Source organism: Anabaena azotica FACHB-119, assembly GCF_014697625.1.
GTDB classification, from domain to species: domain Bacteria; phylum Cyanobacteriota; class Cyanobacteriia; order Cyanobacteriales; family Nostocaceae; genus Trichormus; species Trichormus azoticus_A.
Genome location: NZ_JACJSG010000034.1, coordinates 48,456 through 65,813 on the forward strand (window position 1 = coordinate 48,456; position 17,358 = coordinate 65,813).

Annotated in this window: 14 protein-coding genes; 6 read left to right on the forward strand and 8 right to left on the reverse strand. The window is 42.1% G+C overall.

The window, feature by feature from the left end:
- Positions 1 to 306 precede the first annotated feature (306 nt).
- Positions 307 to 975: a peptide-methionine (S)-S-oxide reductase MsrA gene (gene msrA, locus H6G83_RS22610; protein ID WP_190476218.1), complete on the reverse strand. Its 669-nt coding sequence runs from the start codon at positions 973 to 975 to the stop codon at positions 307 to 309.
- Between the two features lie 416 nt (positions 976 to 1,391).
- Entirely contained in the window at positions 1,392 to 3,689 is a 2,298-nt protein-coding gene (locus H6G83_RS22615) for a recombinase family protein (RefSeq protein ID WP_190476219.1), read from the reverse strand.
- Between the two features lie 86 nt (positions 3,690 to 3,775).
- Between H6G83_RS22615 and H6G83_RS22620 the strand changes: the two genes are divergently transcribed.
- The 4 genes from H6G83_RS22620 to H6G83_RS22635 all read left to right on the forward strand — a co-directional run bounded on the left by H6G83_RS22620 (position 3,776) and on the right by H6G83_RS22635 (position 9,658).
- Positions 3,776 to 5,173, forward strand: a complete 1,398-nt coding sequence (locus H6G83_RS22620) for a proton extrusion protein PcxA (RefSeq protein WP_190476250.1) — start codon at positions 3,776 to 3,778, stop codon at positions 5,171 to 5,173.
- Positions 5,174 to 5,720: 547 nt separating this feature from the next.
- Positions 5,721 to 7,718: an ABC transporter ATP-binding protein/permease gene (locus H6G83_RS22625; RefSeq protein WP_190476220.1), complete on the forward strand. Its 1,998-nt coding sequence runs from the start codon at positions 5,721 to 5,723 to the stop codon at positions 7,716 to 7,718.
- Between the two features lie 759 nt (positions 7,719 to 8,477).
- On the forward strand, positions 8,478 to 8,864 hold the full coding sequence (locus H6G83_RS22630) for a 6-pyruvoyl trahydropterin synthase family protein (protein ID WP_190476221.1): 387 nt from the start codon (positions 8,478 to 8,480) through the stop codon (positions 8,862 to 8,864).
- Between the two features lie 581 nt (positions 8,865 to 9,445).
- Complete coding sequence (locus H6G83_RS22635; protein ID WP_190476222.1) at positions 9,446 to 9,658, forward strand: hypothetical protein; 213 nt, start codon at positions 9,446 to 9,448, stop codon at positions 9,656 to 9,658.
- Between the two features lie 46 nt (positions 9,659 to 9,704).
- Here the strand turns inward: H6G83_RS22635 and ribD are convergent, their stop codons facing one another.
- The 5 genes from ribD to H6G83_RS36445 form a co-directional block, all read right to left on the reverse strand.
- Entirely contained in the window at positions 9,705 to 10,892 is a 1,188-nt protein-coding gene (ribD, locus tag H6G83_RS22640; protein ID WP_190476223.1) for a bifunctional diaminohydroxyphosphoribosylaminopyrimidine deaminase/5-amino-6-(5-phosphoribosylamino)uracil reductase RibD, read from the reverse strand.
- A 148-nt stretch (positions 10,893 to 11,040) separates the two neighbouring features.
- Complete coding sequence (mreD, locus tag H6G83_RS22645) at positions 11,041 to 11,646, reverse strand: rod shape-determining protein MreD (RefSeq protein ID WP_313936774.1); 606 nt, start codon at positions 11,644 to 11,646, stop codon at positions 11,041 to 11,043.
- A gap of 12 nt (positions 11,647 to 11,658) precedes the next feature.
- Positions 11,659 to 12,477 carry a rod shape-determining protein MreC gene (gene mreC, locus H6G83_RS22650; RefSeq protein WP_190476225.1) on the reverse strand — a complete coding sequence of 273 codons (819 nt, stop codon included), beginning with the start codon at positions 12,475 to 12,477 and terminating at the stop codon, positions 11,659 to 11,661.
- Positions 12,478 to 12,572: 95 nt separating this feature from the next.
- On the reverse strand, positions 12,573 to 13,580 hold the full coding sequence (locus tag H6G83_RS22655; RefSeq protein WP_190476226.1) for a rod shape-determining protein: 1,008 nt from the start codon (positions 13,578 to 13,580) through the stop codon (positions 12,573 to 12,575).
- A 71-nt stretch (positions 13,581 to 13,651) separates the two neighbouring features.
- Entirely contained in the window at positions 13,652 to 13,837 is a 186-nt protein-coding gene (locus H6G83_RS36445) for a hypothetical protein (protein ID WP_190476227.1), read from the reverse strand.
- A 113-nt stretch (positions 13,838 to 13,950) separates the two neighbouring features.
- On the opposite strand from H6G83_RS36445, the gene H6G83_RS22665 reads away from it, so the two are divergent.
- Positions 13,951 to 14,310: a single-stranded DNA-binding protein gene (locus H6G83_RS22665; protein ID WP_190476228.1), complete on the forward strand. Its 360-nt coding sequence runs from the start codon at positions 13,951 to 13,953 to the stop codon at positions 14,308 to 14,310.
- A gap of 222 nt (positions 14,311 to 14,532) precedes the next feature.
- On the opposite strand, the gene H6G83_RS22670 is transcribed toward H6G83_RS22665, so the two are convergent.
- Positions 14,533 to 15,279 (reverse strand): SIMPL domain-containing protein, encoded by a 747-nt coding sequence (locus H6G83_RS22670; RefSeq protein ID WP_190476229.1) that lies wholly within the window; start codon positions 15,277 to 15,279, stop codon positions 14,533 to 14,535.
- Between the two features lie 601 nt (positions 15,280 to 15,880).
- On the opposite strand from H6G83_RS22670, the gene H6G83_RS22675 reads away from it, so the two are divergent.
- Complete coding sequence (locus H6G83_RS22675) at positions 15,881 to 17,335, forward strand: cation:proton antiporter (RefSeq protein ID WP_190476230.1); 1,455 nt, start codon at positions 15,881 to 15,883, stop codon at positions 17,333 to 17,335.
- The last annotated feature ends 23 nt before the right edge of the window (positions 17,336 to 17,358 follow it).

Here is a 17,358-nt window from a genome sequence, read left to right on the forward strand (position 1 = left end):
CCCCGAATCACGCTGCTGTGGATCAGTTGATACACAGCTATCCTTTTTCCAATTCTATCTATTACAACCTAGCCGATATTGCCGATAAATACTACAAAAATCCTGCTGATTCTTAATTACACCATGAATGTAGCACTAGTCACCTATCTGTAGTGCTGAGTAGGTATTGGGGGGAGATGAGGGGAAAAGGTTAAAGGGGGAAAGGGGAAAGGGAAGCATTTAAATCCTTTACCCCTTACCCTTTTCCCTTTCTCCTATCTTCCCCCAGTCCCCAGTCCCCAATCCCCAATCCCCAGTCCCCAGTCCCTAACCGTTCACTGGTGATTCAACTACACCTACAGGACAAGAAACATTGGTTCCACCTAAACCACAATAACCATTGGGATTTTTCGCTAGGTATTGCTGATGATAGGCTTCGGCGTAGTAGAACTCAGGGGCATCGATAATTTCTGTGGTAATTTTTCCATATCCTGCTTTGCTGAGGGCTGGCTGATAAGCATCTCGTGAAGCTTCCGCTAGCTGTCTTTGCTCTGGGGAATAGACATAAATACCAGAACGATATTGAGTCCCTACGTCATTACCTTGGCGCATTCCTTGGGTGGGGTTGTGGCTTTCCCAAAAAACCTTGAGTAATTGGGTGTAACCAATGACTTTCGGATCAAACACGACCAATACTACTTCGTTGTGACCTGTCAACCCCGAACATACTTCATCATAGGTGGGGTTGGGTGTAAATCCAGCAGCATAACCAACGGCTGTGGTGTAAACCCCAGGCTGTTGCCAAAATTTACGTTCTGCTCCCCAAAAACAACCCAAACCAAACAATGCTGTTTCTAATCCTTGGGGGAAAGGAGGTTTGAGTGGGTTGTTGTTGACATAGTGGTGAGCTGGTACAGACATTAATTGCGCCCTTCCTGGTAAGGCTTTCTCAGGGGTGGGCATTTCTAGTTTTTTGCCAAATCCGAATAGTGCCATTGATTGTGAGTGTGAGTTTTTATATACATATTTAATTTACTGAAAATTTTCCTGTTTCTGCGCGTTAAAGGAATATGTTGTGAAAAAGGGGAGTGGGGAAGGGGAAAGGCTGTATCCTCTGTTTTTCTGCTTCATGCCTAGTGGATTGACACAGCTAAAATAGTGCATTAGCAAAAAATCTCTCATCTTGCTCATCTGCGTTTATCTGCGTGCATCTGCGTTCATGTCATGTGGAAAAGTTAACGCTCCTACCTAACCCCCCAGCCCCCTTCCCTACAAGGGAAGGGGGAGCAATTAAAGCCTCTGGACTTTTAGAGAAGAGGAATGGAAGTGGGGTTTTTCAGATACCGTGAAAAGTCAGAGTAACTGTAGGGTGGGCAGTGCAGCGCCTAAAGTATGATATTGTGGGAAAAATACTAGCCTCTAGCCGCTAAAGTTTCTGTTTCCAACTCCATCGGTACAGAAGCATGGACTAAGGGTAACAATGGCCCTAGTTGTTCTTGCCCATTCACGGCTAAATCGCTATGACAAAGATAAATCCTCTTGGAAACGCGAGATAGCAAGTCAGTTAAAATTCTTTGGAGCCGAGTTTGTTCTGCTAATTTTTCATCTTCTGCTGTCCAAGGTTGTCCTAACCTATCCTGTAAGAAGAATGGCGCACCGAACAAGGTAGCTGCACCACCTTTTGCCCACAGGGGCGAACCAGCATCCAGCCAAAAATGCCACTGGTGAGATTTTCTGTTAGCACGATATTGGAAAATAGTTGCTAGGGTAACAGCTTTTCTCACTGAGCCGATGGGACGTACAGGGTAAGGGTTGGCTGTGATAGTACCTCGGCGGAGTAGTTGGATAAATTCGCCGATGGTGTTGGTGGCTGGGGACTGGGTATTGAGAAATTCCTCCTCTGCTCCCCTGCTCCCCTGCTCCTCTGCTCCCCTGCTTTGCCGTAACCTGGTGTCGATTTCCCAGTAGTGTTGGGCTGTTTCTAGTAGTTCTCGTAATGCGGCTAGTTGGTCATAGGGGAGGTTGCTCCCATTCCACAAAAAGCGCTGAATTGCTCTATCTAACAGGGAAATGGGGCTGGGGATGAGGCGGAGTTGTTGTTGCGATCGCTGTTCTTCTAGCCACTGTAATATTTCACTATAGGCTGTGGTGGCTGCGTAACCAATCCGATCCCAGCGTTCAAAGCTGGTAACAGGTAGCAAGTTGGGGTGGTCGGGATGGGGGACGAAGCAATAATCAGCAATTAATCCTGCTCTTACTGGGTCGATGTTTGTGGAGAGTGGGGACTGGGTATTGGGGAGCCAGTCGCGTGCGGAGGTTCCCTCCGTTGAGCGAACTGGCGTGACTGGGGATTGGGTTTCTGGGGGTTCTGGGGGTTCTGGTTTTCTGCTTAAAACAACCAGCATCTCAGCGACTGCATCTCGGTCTACTAAGCGCCCTAAACCTGGGTAGACTAGTGCCATCATGGTGAGTAATGCTCTGATGACTGGTGAGCTAATTAGGGGGCGTTGGTCATTGAGGGAATCAACGGGGATGTTTTGCTTGGTGAGGATTTCTATGATTGTATAACGGGCGATCGCATCTAAACCAGGGGCGATGATTGCTACTTGTTCTGGTTGTACTTGTTTTGATTTGATGGCGTTAGCAATAACTTCGGCGGTTTGGCGTAAGAGTTGGGCGCGGGATGTGGTTTGAATTGATTTGACTATCGGCGGTAAACCAGACAAAAACATCGGTTCAGTTAGTGATTCTACCATTGGCCCGGCTAGCCTATCTGCTAAGGATTCTGTTACACTCATCAAGGTTTCGACTTGACAGCGTTTTGCTAACCCTGCCATGTATTCGGGATCGGCTCCTAGTCCCAAGCGCACACCACCATCAGGATTGTAACTAAAAGCGGCGATCGCTCCTTGATCTAACAACACCTCGAATAAGTTCCGCACTACACCCGGATATTCATCTACATCATCAGCCAGCACTGCTTGATATCTTTTAGCTAGGTGTTGCTGGTAATTTTCATTGGTTAAAAGATGCTGACCGTAAAGTTCAGTAATAATTCCATAAGTTAAAAATCCTCTCTCTAAACACCAATTACGCCATTTTAGTAGTAAAGATGCCAAAAATTCTGGCTCTAAATCGAGATTATTATCTTCTAGTCCTGTTTGCAAAACCTCAGCTATCTTTTCGCAGGCTGTACCACTATAAGCCGCTAGCTGCATCAAGTCCAAAATGCGCCTGACTAAGCGATACTCATTTACTCCTGCACGGCGGAGGGTTGCTTCATCTAATTGCGATCGCCAGAGTTTTGTCGCTAGTTCTTGCTCAGTTTCTGGGCGTAATCTTACAGGAAATTGTGCCTTGAGATTCAGCAATTGAGTCAGTAAAGGCCAAAATAAAATTATGTCATCCTGAAAAAAACCTAATGGAGTTTTTACCCTAACTGGGTATTTTCCTTGAGTATTAGTAACAATTATATCACCCAGTTCTCGGCGATTATCATCATTAGCAGATAAAACTAAAACTCCGGGTCGAGCCTGTTGAATATCTAAAGATAAAGATACGGAAGTGCTTGCTTTTAATTTTGCTTTTTTAGTATAAAATAATTCAGGAACCTGCTGATTATTCTTTACCCAAGCACAAAATTGTTCTACCAAACGAGTAGTCTTACCACTACGGCTACCCCCAACAATCCAAATAGAATGAGAAACCACAAAATATCTCCTGAACAGATTTGTTAGTATATTTATTGCGTTAATTTTCAGTTATCAAAGCACCCCTACTCAGTAGTTACAAGCCAATTCCTACAATGAGAAATTCATTTTATAGCGAAAAAGTTTATCCCTTTCTCTTGTCCGCTTATCGATGGTATTTACGCACTCCAGAGCGTTCTTTAGAAGAAGCCTATAGAGCAGCATTAAACATTAGAGCTTTAGAAAATGAACATTTTAATGGTAACAAAATAGACTTAAATTCTCCCATCTACAGTAATAGTGTGATGGATTATTTCGAGGCTGACTTAGCCCAACAATTGAAGATAGCTAGAATGCGGCTAACTGAATTTCGCTTCAGCCGTTGGTTTTCTAATGAATCCAATCAAAAAGCTGCTCGGAAAGCGGGTATAGAGTATGCCAGTCAGGCTACTATCTTAGAAAAATTAAAATTTATTGATGATATAATTTCTAAATATACCATTGCTGATAGTGAAATTGCACCATCTGAAGTTTCAGCAGTAACGGTTAAGGAAAATAACTCAACCTTGCCTAACGATCAGTCACTCACCTATACTGTAAAAACTAATGAAATTGATAAGAATAATTTAGTCGAGCGGATTTATACGCCAACATCACCTCCACAAGTAGTGAGGAGAACAGAACAAAACAAAAGACCAAAGGGTAAAGCCGATACAACAGGTGTTTTGCCACGTTCTATCTTGAGTACCATCGGACGTTTACAAATTGAATTAGACCCCAATGCCGAAAAAGATGTTGTGAATAATTTTCGGCAAGCTCAAAAAAGAAGTATCATATCCATTAGATTTATATTACTACTAATTATAGTACCTCTTTTAACCCATCAGTTATCAAAAGCTTTACTAGTTGGGCCAATTATTGACCGTTTTAAAACTCCACAGACACAGCAGATATTTTTAAATTCGGAAATGGAGGAAGAAGCCTTAACAAATTTGCATAGGTTTGAAGAAAGGCTAAAATTTGAAAGCCTAATTAGTAATGCACCACCTCTTTCTGCTGAAGCCATAGAAACTGAGGTAAAAAGAAGAGCAGAAGAAATCGCCACTGAGTTTCGCCGTGAAAGTACGAATGCAATTAAAAATGTTTTTGCTGATGTCTTTTCTGTGGGTGCATTTATCTGGTTACTACTTGTCAGCAAGCCTTCTATCATGGTACTTAAAGAATTTTTTGATAATGTCGTCTATGGCTTGAGTGATAGCGCCAAAGCATTTATCATTATTTTGTTTACTGATGTATTCGTAGGATTTCACTCTCCTCATGGCTGGGAAGTAATTTTAGAAGGTTTATCTCGCCACTGGGGACTACCAGCCAATAGAGATTTTATCTTTTTATTCATTGCTACTTTCCCTGTAATTTTGGACACTATATTTAAATACTGGATTTTCCGCTATCTCAATCGTATATCTCCTTCCGCCGTTGCTACTTATCGCAATATGAATGAGTAAATTAAAATTGCTGTTGCGACTACATATGCTACCTAAAAGATTTATGTGGGTGACTTAGTCACCCACATACTCAAGAGTTTTGTAAATATCGTCTTACTTGATCAAAAAATAGTAAATATTAAGTAGTGGCGTGGCAAGGCTAAAATATGCGTAAGTCTTGACTTAGATACTTTACCGCAGACATTGGATGGTATCTTGCACCAGTTCCTTCCACTCGAAAATCACAGCCGAAAACCCTGATGATGATTTTTTCTTAACTGTCCCGAAAATTTGCTTAACTGTCTTAACTGTCCTTGCATATTGAAGGGCGATCGCTAGATGATACAAGCATGGTCTCCAAAAAACCCTCTAGCCTCAGATCCACTCTTCTTCCATAAGATGGTCTAAATAAATAATAGCAACATTCAGGGAGTAAAAAAGATGACAAGTGCGACTCAAGTCACAACAAATATTACATATACTGTATAAAAATTTATAAAATTCCTGGTTATTCAAGACAAAAAAGTATTAAATCTAATTCTTAAAGATATCAGTTTATTTATAGTATATGCAAACCCAAGTTGTTCAAGAGCGATCCTCAACAAATCTTTTTTCAGATTTTATTCAATTTTGGGAAGATGTAAAAGCGATCGCTGCACCTTACTGGTATCCCAATTCGGTAACTGAAAGAGCATTTTCCGACGTTATCCGCGCTTGGGGAATGCTTATCTTACTATTATTGCTAATTTTCAGTCTGGTCGGTGCAACTGCTTTTAACACTTTTATTTATCGCTACTTAATCGATGTCATTATTCAAGAAAAAGATGTTTCTAAATTTACTTATACCATAGCAATTTATGCTGTGGGGCTTGTTTTAGTCACATTCTTAATTGGATTTACTAGAGCAGTGAGGAGACAAATTTCTCTTGACTGGTATAAATGGCTTGATAATCTGATTTTAGAGAAATATTTGCACAAGCGGGCTTATTATAAAATTAATTTCCAAAGTGAGATTGATAACCCAGACCAACGTTTAGCTCAAGAAATTGAGCCAATTACTTATAATTCTCTAACTTTTTTAGCTAGTTTACTAGAAAAACTGCTAGCAATGTTGGCTTTTTTAGTAATTATCTGGTCAATTTCTCAAAAGATAGCTATAGGTTTAATTGTATATACAATTATATGTAATTTTATTGCAATTTACTTAACTCAAGAAATAATTAATATTAATCAGGATGAACTCGAATCTAAAGGGGATTATAGCTACTCTCTCACTCATGTTCGCAATCATGCCGAATCCATCGCTTTTTATCAAGGAGAAAAACAAGAACTGAATATAATTAAACGCCGATTTCTGATTCTGATCAAAAATATGCAGCGTCGAATTGATTGGGAAAGAAATCAGGCAATTTTCAACAGAGGATATCGAGCGGCGATAGAAATTGGTATGCTCTTGGTACTCGCACCCTTATATATGAGAGGTGAGATTGATTTTGGACAAGTGGGACAAGCTACTACAGCTAGCTATCAGTTTGCTACGGCTTTAGAAGAATTATTACGTGAATTTAGTACTTCTGGGCGATTTTCTAGTCATGCTCAACGTTTATCTGAGTTTACAGATGCTTTGGAAGAAGTAACTAAACAACCCGCAAATGTTAGTACTATTAAAACAATAGAAAATCATCAATTGGCTTTTGAGAATGTCACCCTACAAACACCCAATTATGAACAGGTAATTGTCGAAAATTTGTCAGTCAGTGTTCAGCCTGGAGAAGGTTTATTAATTGTAGGGCCAAGTGGTCGAGGTAAAAGTTCTTTGTTGAGAGCGATCGCAGGTTTGTGGGATGCTGGAACAGGTAGGTTGCTGCGTCCTCCCCTAGAAGATGTGTTATTCTTACCCCAGCGTCCTTACATCATTTTGGGAACCTTACGCGAACAGTTACTCTACCCCAAAACTAATCGTCAAATGAGCGACGCAGAACTCAGAGATATTTTGCAACAAGTCAACCTACAAAACTTGCTAATTCGCTCTGAAGGCTTTGATACTGAAGTGAGTTGGGAAACTATATTATCGCTGGGAGAACAACAACGTCTTGCTTTTGCACGACTGTTAATTACTCATCCCCAATTCACCATTTTAGATGAAGCCACAAGTGCTTTAGATTTAAGGAATGAAGCAAATTTATATCAACAGTTACAACAGACAAGAACAACGTTTATTAGTGCTGGTCATAGAGAAAGTTTACTTAACTATCATCAATGGGTTTTGGAACTTTCACAAGACTCTAGTTGGCGACTTATGACTGTGCAAGATTATCGAAACCAAAGAAATATAAATACTCAAACCACACCTAATAATGAACCTTCAAGTCAAACACAAATCTTGACGGAAACCAGCATAAATGTAGGTCTTTCTCATAAAGAAATGAGCCAATTAACTAACTATTCCATTAGTACTGTTAGAAGTAAGGCTAGTAAAGGAGAAACTATCACTACTAGGGATGGCTTGACTTACCGCTATGACAAGAACCCCACTGTGTTGAAATGGCTGAGGATTGAAAGTTAAGCAGGTACAGTACATTTTATTTGAGTGAGGTACACAAGGGCGGGCAAGATGCCCACCCCACAAGAATTTTACAATTTATATCTGTACCTCATTTACCAGCAATTCGCTGTAAGAATTATAGGACTTACGCAAGTGTCATCATCAAACTAACTCTAGGGTGCGTCAGCCCCAACCATCTCGTACAAATTCAAGGATTTTCCACATCTGACAAACCCTACTGGCGTGACCGGACTAATTTTGTGCATTAGCAAACTCTTGTGGGATGGGCATCTTGCCCGTCCAGTGCAGGCAAGATGCTTACACCACAAGAGTTATATTTAGGACTTACGCATGAAAACGAAAAATCAAGGGTTTGAACAAGGGTATAGGGGTATAGGGGTGTAGGGGGGTAAGCCTTCAAAACCTACACCCTTACACCCTTACACCCTTACACCCAGTCTTAACAGATAACATTGGTGCGTAAGTCCTGATATTTATGCAACCTTTTAGCCTAGACAAGCCACTCCTATTGTGCCAGTTGCATAAGTCCTGAGTAAAATAAGCTGAAACCTTCTTCCCTCTCCGCAGTTGCTCCACTTGGGCAAAGCCCTACGTTCCTGTCACTGCTCTCTACCTCCTACCTTAAACTATACTTATTTGCCAGATAGATTAGAACACTAACTAACCATTACAGATAACATAAAACTTTTCATTCTGTAACCTGTTACCTTTAACCTGTCCCCTACAATATCTCAAAGTTGCCTACGAGGTGATATTCAAATGCCAAAATGGAAAGTAGTAACAGAATTTTCATTTAATAGCGCTCACTACATTAAAGATTACAATGGCCCCTGCGGTCGGATGCACGGTCATAATTATCAAGTCCGTATTGAAGCATCATCAACAGAACTGCACTCTTCTCAGTATTGTCCACATCCTGTTATGGTAGCTGACTTTAGAACCTTACGTTGGGCTAAACAAGATGTTACCAAAGGAGGGCTAGACCACGGGATTTTAAATGAAGTCATGCCTCCTGAATATGAAACAACTGCGGAAATGATTGCTAAGTATATTTATGATGAAACAAAGAAACGAGTACCACCAAATGTACAATTAAAAGTTCATGTTTCGGAAACGCCTAATAGCTGGGTAGAATACGAAGACTAAAATAGGACTTACGCAAGTGTCATCATCACACTAACTTTAGGGTGCGTCAGCCCCAATAATTTCTTACAGATTCAAGGATTTTCCACATCTGACGCACCCTACCCCAAGTGCCAGTTGCGTAATTCCTGTAAAAGTAATATTTCAACAACAATTCAGCTATAATTGTCTTGATTAAGGGTGCATTATTATTCATAATGCACTTTTTATTTTTTGCTAATTGTTTTTGGTAATAGATATTTTTCTTAACTATGATAATATTTATGTAGTTAACAATATATAAATAAATGCTTAATTTTCAGTTCCTTGGGAAATATTAGAAGTTTTAACAAAATTTTATAATTTACATCTTTACACAAAGAATATTTTTTTGATAAGTATTAATCACTAGAGTCTAATATTTAGAGAAATTAAATTCTGTTAAGAAGTTGATATAGTGAACCAATTCTTAAACTTAATCAAGTTATAAATCGCTATGTAAAGCTTTTAATAATACTTGTCTCAGGTTATAGGTTAATCTCGTGATCTGCTGTTGTAATTGTGTAATGTGAAAGTAACTAAGATTAAGATGAAATTGAGGTCTGATGACTCCTAGAATTCTGCGTCAGCTATGGTCTTTAGTAGAAAACTGCCAAACAAAAACTCTCTTGCAGATGGATGATGCTAGCTTGGTGCAATGGTTAGTAAACCAGATGACAACCCAAGCGTTGCTAGAACCCACCGAAACCGATTACTTGGTTGACTATATTCAATCGCGGCTAGCTCTTATACGAGATATGGCTTATGAACGGCAGTAAACTAGTCCATAGTCAATGGCGATCGCTATTGGCTATGAACTATAGTTTATTGATTTTTGGCGGTTAAATAACCTTCAACTAAGCAATCAGAACCAACGACACGCCAACGTACACGTTCTAAAAGTAGAGCCTGTGTCATGGTATCAAATCCCAAATCACCTACAGGTGTTGGTGCATGGCTACCACCGATGATTTTCGGGGCAATAAAAGCTAGTATTTTTTGTACCGCACCACCAGCGATCGCACTAGCAGCCAGAGTACCACCACACTCCCACAATACGCTACAAAAACCGCGATCGTATAAGTGAGACATCACAGCATCCGGTGTCAGCGATGGTAACTCCATCACCTCCACACCCTTTTGCTGCAAAAATTTCTGAAACTCTGGGTTAGCACCCACTTGAGTCAAAACCAAAGTCGGAGCCTGGGCTGTATCCCACAGACGAGCATCGGTTGGCAAATCAAGCTGACGACTCATCACCACCCGCAAAGGATTATTTACCCCCTCCTGATGGCTAGTCAAGTAAGGATTATCTAGCCGTACTGTATTACCGCCCACAATTACCGCATCACAACCAGCCCGGAGTTGATGAACTTCACCACGAGCCGAAGGATTTGTTACCCAAGCACTATGACCAGAATTAGTAGCGATTTTACCATCCAACGTCATAGCATATTTCAAAATACCAAAAGGGCGCTTATAAAGGATACGATGTACAAAACCTTCATTTAGCTGCTCACAGGCTGCCGTTTCCACACCTACCAACACCTCCACCCCAGCCGCACGTAAACGAGCAATACCACCACCTGCAACCAGTGGGTTGGGGTCAACCATACCCACCACCACCTTAGCCACACCAGCCGCAATTAACCCTTCCGAACAAGGGGGAGTGCGTCCATAATGATTACAAGGTTCCAGGTTCACATATACCGTAGCCCCACGCGCCCGTTCGCCAGCCGCTCTCAGGGCAAAAACTTCGGCATGAGGCTCACCTGCGCGGGGATGAAACCCTTCCCCCACAATTTCCCCATCCTGAACAACTACCGAACCCACCAACGGGTTAGGCGAAGTCCGTCCTAAAGCACGACGCGCCAGTTCTAAACACCGTTGCATCATGCGGACATCAAAATCACTTGCAACCCCCTGTGCTGATGCCTGTGTTGAGGGTTCATGTTGCTGAATATTATTAGGTTGGGATGCACCTGCTTGAGCTACCACTGGAAATTTATCCATAATCTTGGAAATTACTGTCAATATTTTGCACGCTAACTGCTCTGATAGCGATATTTCAACAGTAATATCCTTTGTCAATAGTCAACAGTCAATAGTCAATAGTCAATAGTCAACTGATAACTGTCAACTGATAACTGATAACTGTCAACTACCGACTTTCCGACAGTTTTATCCGCTCCCACCAAAGATTGAGCGGATAATACAGCACAGGGGCCCAAAGACTGCTGAGGATGGCAGAGGCGAGGGCGACACGTTGATAGTATGCCCAGATGTATTCGGTTGGGCGATCGCCTGCTAAAATTAGTAATAATGCAAAAATCGTTTCTGCCACAATTGCCATCACAAAAACAATCAAGGCAATAGAAATAAAATCTTCTTGAATGAAACGCTGCTTTTGAATTAATCCAGTCAGCAAACCCACCACTCCCAAAGTGATGGCATGGGAAGGTTCAGGTGATGTCATCGCATCCTGAAGAAATCCTAAGATAACACCTGCCAAAGCCCCAGCCCATAACGAACGCTTCACACTCCAAGCTACCACCCAAATCAACAGCCAATTAGGGCCAATTCCTAATAATTCCATCCCAGGTAAGCGGGTTGGCAATAAAAATAAACATAACAACACAGAGCCAAGCGTTATTCCCGAATCGAGTAGGTGAAGTAAACCGGGATGCTGACGTAACAAAGAGGTACGCCGTCTGTTAAATCTTCGCTGCGGCCGTTTTGATTTACCATTGAATGATGGTATCTTTATCATCGTGAAAATCTAATTGGATTTTTGTGATTCTGGGTTAGTTGGTTGTTTTTCTGGCTCTGGGTTTGTTGGCTTGGGATATACAGCCACCCAATCTAGAGAACTAATAGCCGGAAAAAGCTCAATTTTGGCAATAGATGCTGGTAGTTTCTTCAAATCCAATGACTTAATTCTGCCAACTGGCAAACCTGCGGGGAATCTTTGGCTATACATCGATGTAGAAACCAAATCCCCCACCTTCACATTCGGCACTTTTTCATAAAATTCCAGCACAGCTTCTGAAGAAGAATCTCCCCGGAGAACACCTTTAGCTGAAGTGCGGCTAATAGTCACACCAACTTGACTTTTGAGGTCACTAACTAACAAGATGCGGCTAGTGTTAGGTGTCACACTATCCACCAAACCAACTAGTCCTCCCTCAGCTTTAACAATGTAACCTTCTTTAATCCCGGAATTTGCACCCCTGTTAATAGTTACCTGTTGCCACCAATGGTCAGCGCTGCGTCCTATCACCCGCGCCGGAACGGGACGTGAAGCCAGTGGTTCTTGTTGAACGTAGCCTAATAAATCTTGTAGCTTTTTATTTTGACTTTCTAACTCGGTGATGCGCGTTTGCATTTCCAAAAATTGGGCAGACTTGAGACGTTCTTCCTGACGTTCCTCCAAACTCGGCCCGGTCTGCAACATTTGCAGAGGACGGGTAATAACTTGGTAGGCTTCCAACAAAAACCCGCCTTGAGTCTGACGCAACACCCAAGCACCACCAATTGCCAACCCTAATAAACCAACTTGTAAGGCTTTCCGGCCCCACCAACGACGTACAGTAACCATTTATACCTATTTTTAAATATAGAAGATACTGGATTCTATTTATTATGAAACCCAAATTGCTGTCAAATAGAACCCAATATCCCAAAATTTTTTTCCTACATATTTCGAGAACGTGCGCTAAAGACTCTCTCTAGCTGTTTAAAGTTCTCCAACACACGACCTGTTCCCAGAACAACGCAACTGAGAGGATCGGCGGCGATGTGGGTAACGATACCTGTTTCATGACTGATTAAAGTATCGATACCTTTAAGCAAAGCACCACCACCAGCTAGCATGATACCTCGATCAATAATGTCGGCGGCTAGTTCAGGCGGTGTCCGTTCTAAAGTCCGTTTCACCGCTTCCACAATCACAGATAAAGGTTCCATCATACTCTCACGAATTTCTGGGCCTTTAATAGTGACAGTTCTGGGTAAGCCCGAAAGCAAGTGTAAACCCCGAACTTCCATCATCAAGTCATCATCATCATGGGTGGGATAGGCTGAACCCATACGAATCTTAATGTCTTCCGCAGTCCGTTCGCCAATCACTAAGTTATGAACTTTCTTCATATACATAATGATGGACTCGGTTAATTCATCCCCAGCAATACGTACTGATTCGCTTAACACAGTACCTTGGAGACTTAACACGGCAACTTCCGTAGTTCCGCCACCAATATCAATAATCATGTTACCAGTAGGTTCCGCCACTGGTAAGCCAGCGCCGATCGCAGCTGCTACTGGTTCATCAATTAAATATACTTCCCTAGCGCCAGCTTGCGCCGCCGCATCCATCACAGCACGTCTTTCTACCCCAGTCACACCACTGGGAATCCCAATCACAATTCGGGGTAAGATTAAAGACCTGCCCTCATTGACCCTTTGAATAAAGCTTTTCAGCATCAGTTCCGCCGTATCAAAGTCAGCGATGACCCCATCCCGCAAAGGACGCAAAGCAATCACATTCTCTGGAGTACGACCCAGCATTTTTTTCGCCTCTTCCCCCACCGCCAAAGCTACCTTTTCATTTTGGTCGATAGCTACTACAGAAGGTTCTTGCAGAACAATACCTTTACCAGAAACATACACGAGGGTATTTGCTGTACCGAGGTCGATACCCATATCCCACGATGAACGAAAGTTCCTAAACAGCCCCACTCGTTTCTACGCCCCCTATCTGTAACAATTCTAGACTACATCTGATAATGCAAACAGTGCTGGATTTTATTATGATTTTGAGCATGAGTCCAGCCAAATCGACTATATTTTGCTAACTTTTGCCTAATTCTTATTTCCTCTGAGACATCAATTTCCTTGATATTCCATAACTCATTCAGTATATCCGTATAATTTTGCCATTTTGTCAAGTAAATTTGCAAATTTTTATACTATAAATTTATTGCTCAGTTTTTAACACATTTTCAATTAATCCACAATTAGTTATGATAAAAGTCAAAATAGATCAGTATTTATGTACTAAAAGGTAGAGCAGATGAGCATTAATATAGTTACCCTAGTAGGTCGTGTAGGCACAGACCCAGATATAAAATATTTTGAGTCTGGTAGTGTCAAGTGTAGATTAACTTTAGCAGTGAAGCGCAGAAGCCGTAACAGCGACGAGCCAGACTGGTTTACCTTAGAACTGTGGGACAAAACAGCAGAGGTAGCAGGTAATTATGTCCGCAAAGGTAGTTTAATAGGAATTAAAGGCTCCTTAAAGTTTGACACATGGAGCGATCGCCAAACTGGAGCCAACAGATCCACACCGATAATTAGAGTAGATCAACTAGAACTGCTAGGTTCCAAGCAAGATAGAGACAGTGGCGGAGACTTTGCACCAGAGAATTTTTAATTAGTCAATAGTCAATAGTCAATAGTCAACAGTCAGTAGTCAACAGTTGAAAGCTAACAACAATGAGGTTCTAGACTATGGACTATGGACTATGGACTATGGACTATGGACTATGGACTCTGGACTCTGGACTATGGACTATGGACTATGGACTATGGACTATGGACTCTGGACTATGGACTCTGGACTCTGGACTATGGACTATGGACTATGAACTAATGACTAATAACTAATTTGCAAAGTCACCGATGCTTCAACTTGCTGTTCACCACCAATGACAGGAGTAGTCCCAGCCTCTAGCGATTGCTTGGCAGCCTCTGCCCGATACAATATTGGTGGTGGAGGCGCAACTGCACCACCAACTTGAATAGCGACGATTTCTTTGGCTTGGAAACCGAGACTACTAAAAACAGCGTCGGCTTGTTGTCTTGCGTCTTGGGTAGCTTCTCTTAAAGCTTGTTGCCTAGCTGCGGCGATCGCTTCATCAGTTGCCACAAAACTGATACCATTAATTTGGGTTGCACCCGCCTTCACCGCTTCATCTAACAAAGTTCCCGCCCTATCAGTAGGAACACGGAAACTCACCGTATTACTAGCAGCATAGCCAGTAATTCTCTGCACATTATTGTTGTAACTATAAACCGGGTTAAGGCGGATACCCGCAGTCTGTAACTTCTCTACATTGCGACTTCTCAGTAAAGCCACCACAGCCGATGACCGACGTGCTGCTTCTTGCTGTACCTCCTGAGCAGTTTTACCCTGAATTTCCACCCCTAAATTGACTTCCGACAAAGTAGCGGGAACAGACTCCACCCCTCGACCACTAACAGTCAAAGTCCGGTAAAGTCTTTCTCTTTCTTGGGCTAACCCAGGCTGCATAAAAGTCACAAAAACCAACAATACTAAAGGTAAACCTTGGCAAAACTTCCCAAAACGCAACCGAGAACCAGCTAAAGCGGCTCCAACCATAAATCACACTCCTCAGAAATATATATAGTAGGGGACAGGGGACAGGTGACAGGGCTGAAAGCCTTTGAAAATAAAGATTTTAAAATCGTATGATGTCCTAACCTATCAGACGACTGCTATAACTGCTGAGTGCTGAGTTATGAATGCTGAGTAAAATTTACCCAATCATAACTTTGCACTTTTATAGCAGGGGACAGGTGAGAAAGCTTTTCCCTGTAAGGATTGTATGATTCATCAATGTCCTAACCTATGTGTCGCTTGCTATATATAGCAGTCGAATCATAGATTAAGACATCAACCAATCAGAAGACTTTTACAGGAAGGGACTTTTAAAGCTGTAACCTGTAACCTGTAACCTGGAACCTGGAACCTGTAACCTACCTAGCTGATGCAATTATCGATACGATTCGTATGTTCCTACTTTGGCATTACCAAAACCAAAAGTTAAAACCGTTACATTTTTTGAAACTAGAAAAGCCTCAAACTCCTCCCTCTCTCCTCCTCTTCCTCCGCGCTCCTGGGCGTTGAAAATTCCCCTCCTCTTCCTCCCTAAAAGAGTAACAATGTAATAGAACGATGTTCACGTAACAGCACGTAACAAATGCAGTTTATTAACGCGATCGACTTCATGTTCCCCCTGCTGGCTAACACAACCGAAGCCGCAGACAGTTCGCTGGTGCTAGCCGCAGTCCTACTGAGTTTAGTAGTAGTGTACTTTGCCAGCAAATTGGGCGGTGAGTTATCTAACCGAGTAGGTTTACCGCCAGTCTTAGGCGAACTAGTAGGAGGTGTAGTAGTAGGTGTATCAGTATTGCACCTATTAGTATTTCCCGAAGGCGGTGCAGACGCTTCTAGTTCATTGATTATGACCTTCCTTCAACTTACTGCGGGTTTAACTCCAGAAGCCACACCAGCAGTATTTACAGCCCAGTCAGAGGTAATTTCTGTTTTAGCAGAACTAGGCGTAATTATCTTGCTGTTTGAAATCGGCTTAGAGTCAAATTTAAAAGACTTAATGGCAGTGGGTATCCAAGCGACAGTAGTGGCGGTAGTGGGAGTAACAGTACCATTTGCCGCAGGTACAATAGGTTTGATGACTTTGTTTGGTATCGATGCTGTACCCGCAATCTTTGCTGGTGCAGCTTTAACAGCAACTAGCATCGGCATTACTTCTAAAGTCCTGTCAGAATTGGGAAGACTCAACTCGAAAGAAGGACAAATAATTTTGGGTGCGGCGGTAATTGACGATGTACTAGGAATTATCGTTTTAGCCGTAGTCGCTAGCTTGGCGAAAGATGGTGTAGTAGATGTCAGCAAAGTTATCTATCTAATTATTAGTGCCAGTGGCTTTCTTTTGGGTGCGATTTTACTGGGTAACGTTTTTAATAAAACCTTTGTAGCGATCGCTGATATGCTCAAAACCAGAGGCGAACTAGTCATCCCTGCTTTCATCTTCGCCTTTTTGATGGCATACTTGGCCGCCATCATTCAATTAGAAGCCATCTTAGGAGCATTTGCAGCAGGTTTAGTTCTGGAAGAAACAGACAAGCGCAAAGAACTACAACGGCAAGTCTGCCCCATTGCCGATATGCTAGTACCAATTTTCTTTGTTACCGTAGGCGCAAAAACTGATTTGGGCGTACTCAACCCAGCCATACCTACCAACAGAGAAGGTCTAATTATGGCAACTTTCCTGATTATCGTCGCCATCTTCGGTAAAGTGATCACAGGCTTCAGCGTCTTTGGTCAACCCCAAATTAACCGCCTAGCGATCGGTGTGGGTATGATACCTAGAGGTGAAGTTGGCTTAGTATTTGCTGGCGTGGGTGCTGCAAGTGGCGCTCTATCTAAACCACTAGGGGCAGCAATTATCATGATGGTCATTTTGACAACCTTTTTAGCCCCTCCCTTATTAAGATTCGTCTTCCCCGACTCAGACGATGGCACAAACAACTCAGAACAATTGATTTTAGATGCTTCTACAGACAAACCATTAGCATTAGAAACACAATCATCTGTTGTATCTACTAGTGGTGATAGTGGGAATGTAAGTTAAGGCAGTTGACAGGTGACAGTTGA

Bases quoted from the DNA above. Each gene is read 5' to 3' on its own strand.
- msrA (WP_190476218.1), bottom strand. From the start codon at position 975: ATGGCACTATTCGGATTTGGCAAAAAACTAGAAATGCCCACCCCTGAG.
- H6G83_RS22625 (WP_190476220.1), top strand. From the start codon at position 5,721: ATGCAAACCCAAGTTGTTCAAGAGCGATCCTCAACAAATCTTTTTTCA.
- H6G83_RS22630 (WP_190476221.1), top strand. From the start codon at position 8,478: ATGCCAAAATGGAAAGTAGTAACAGAATTTTCATTTAATAGCGCTCAC.
- H6G83_RS22635 (WP_190476222.1), top strand. From the start codon at position 9,446: ATGACTCCTAGAATTCTGCGTCAGCTATGGTCTTTAGTAGAAAACTGC.
- ribD (WP_190476223.1), bottom strand. From the start codon at position 10,892: ATGGATAAATTTCCAGTGGTAGCTCAAGCAGGTGCATCCCAACCTAAT.
- mreC (WP_190476225.1), bottom strand. From the start codon at position 12,477: ATGGTTACTGTACGTCGTTGGTGGGGCCGGAAAGCCTTACAAGTTGGT.
- H6G83_RS22655 (WP_190476226.1), bottom strand. From the start codon at position 13,580: ATGGGTATCGACCTCGGTACAGCAAATACCCTCGTGTATGTTTCTGGT.
- H6G83_RS22665 (WP_190476228.1), top strand. From the start codon at position 13,951: ATGAGCATTAATATAGTTACCCTAGTAGGTCGTGTAGGCACAGACCCA.
- H6G83_RS22670 (WP_190476229.1), bottom strand. From the start codon at position 15,279: ATGGTTGGAGCCGCTTTAGCTGGTTCTCGGTTGCGTTTTGGGAAGTTT.
- H6G83_RS22675 (WP_190476230.1), top strand. From the start codon at position 15,881: ATGCAGTTTATTAACGCGATCGACTTCATGTTCCCCCTGCTGGCTAAC.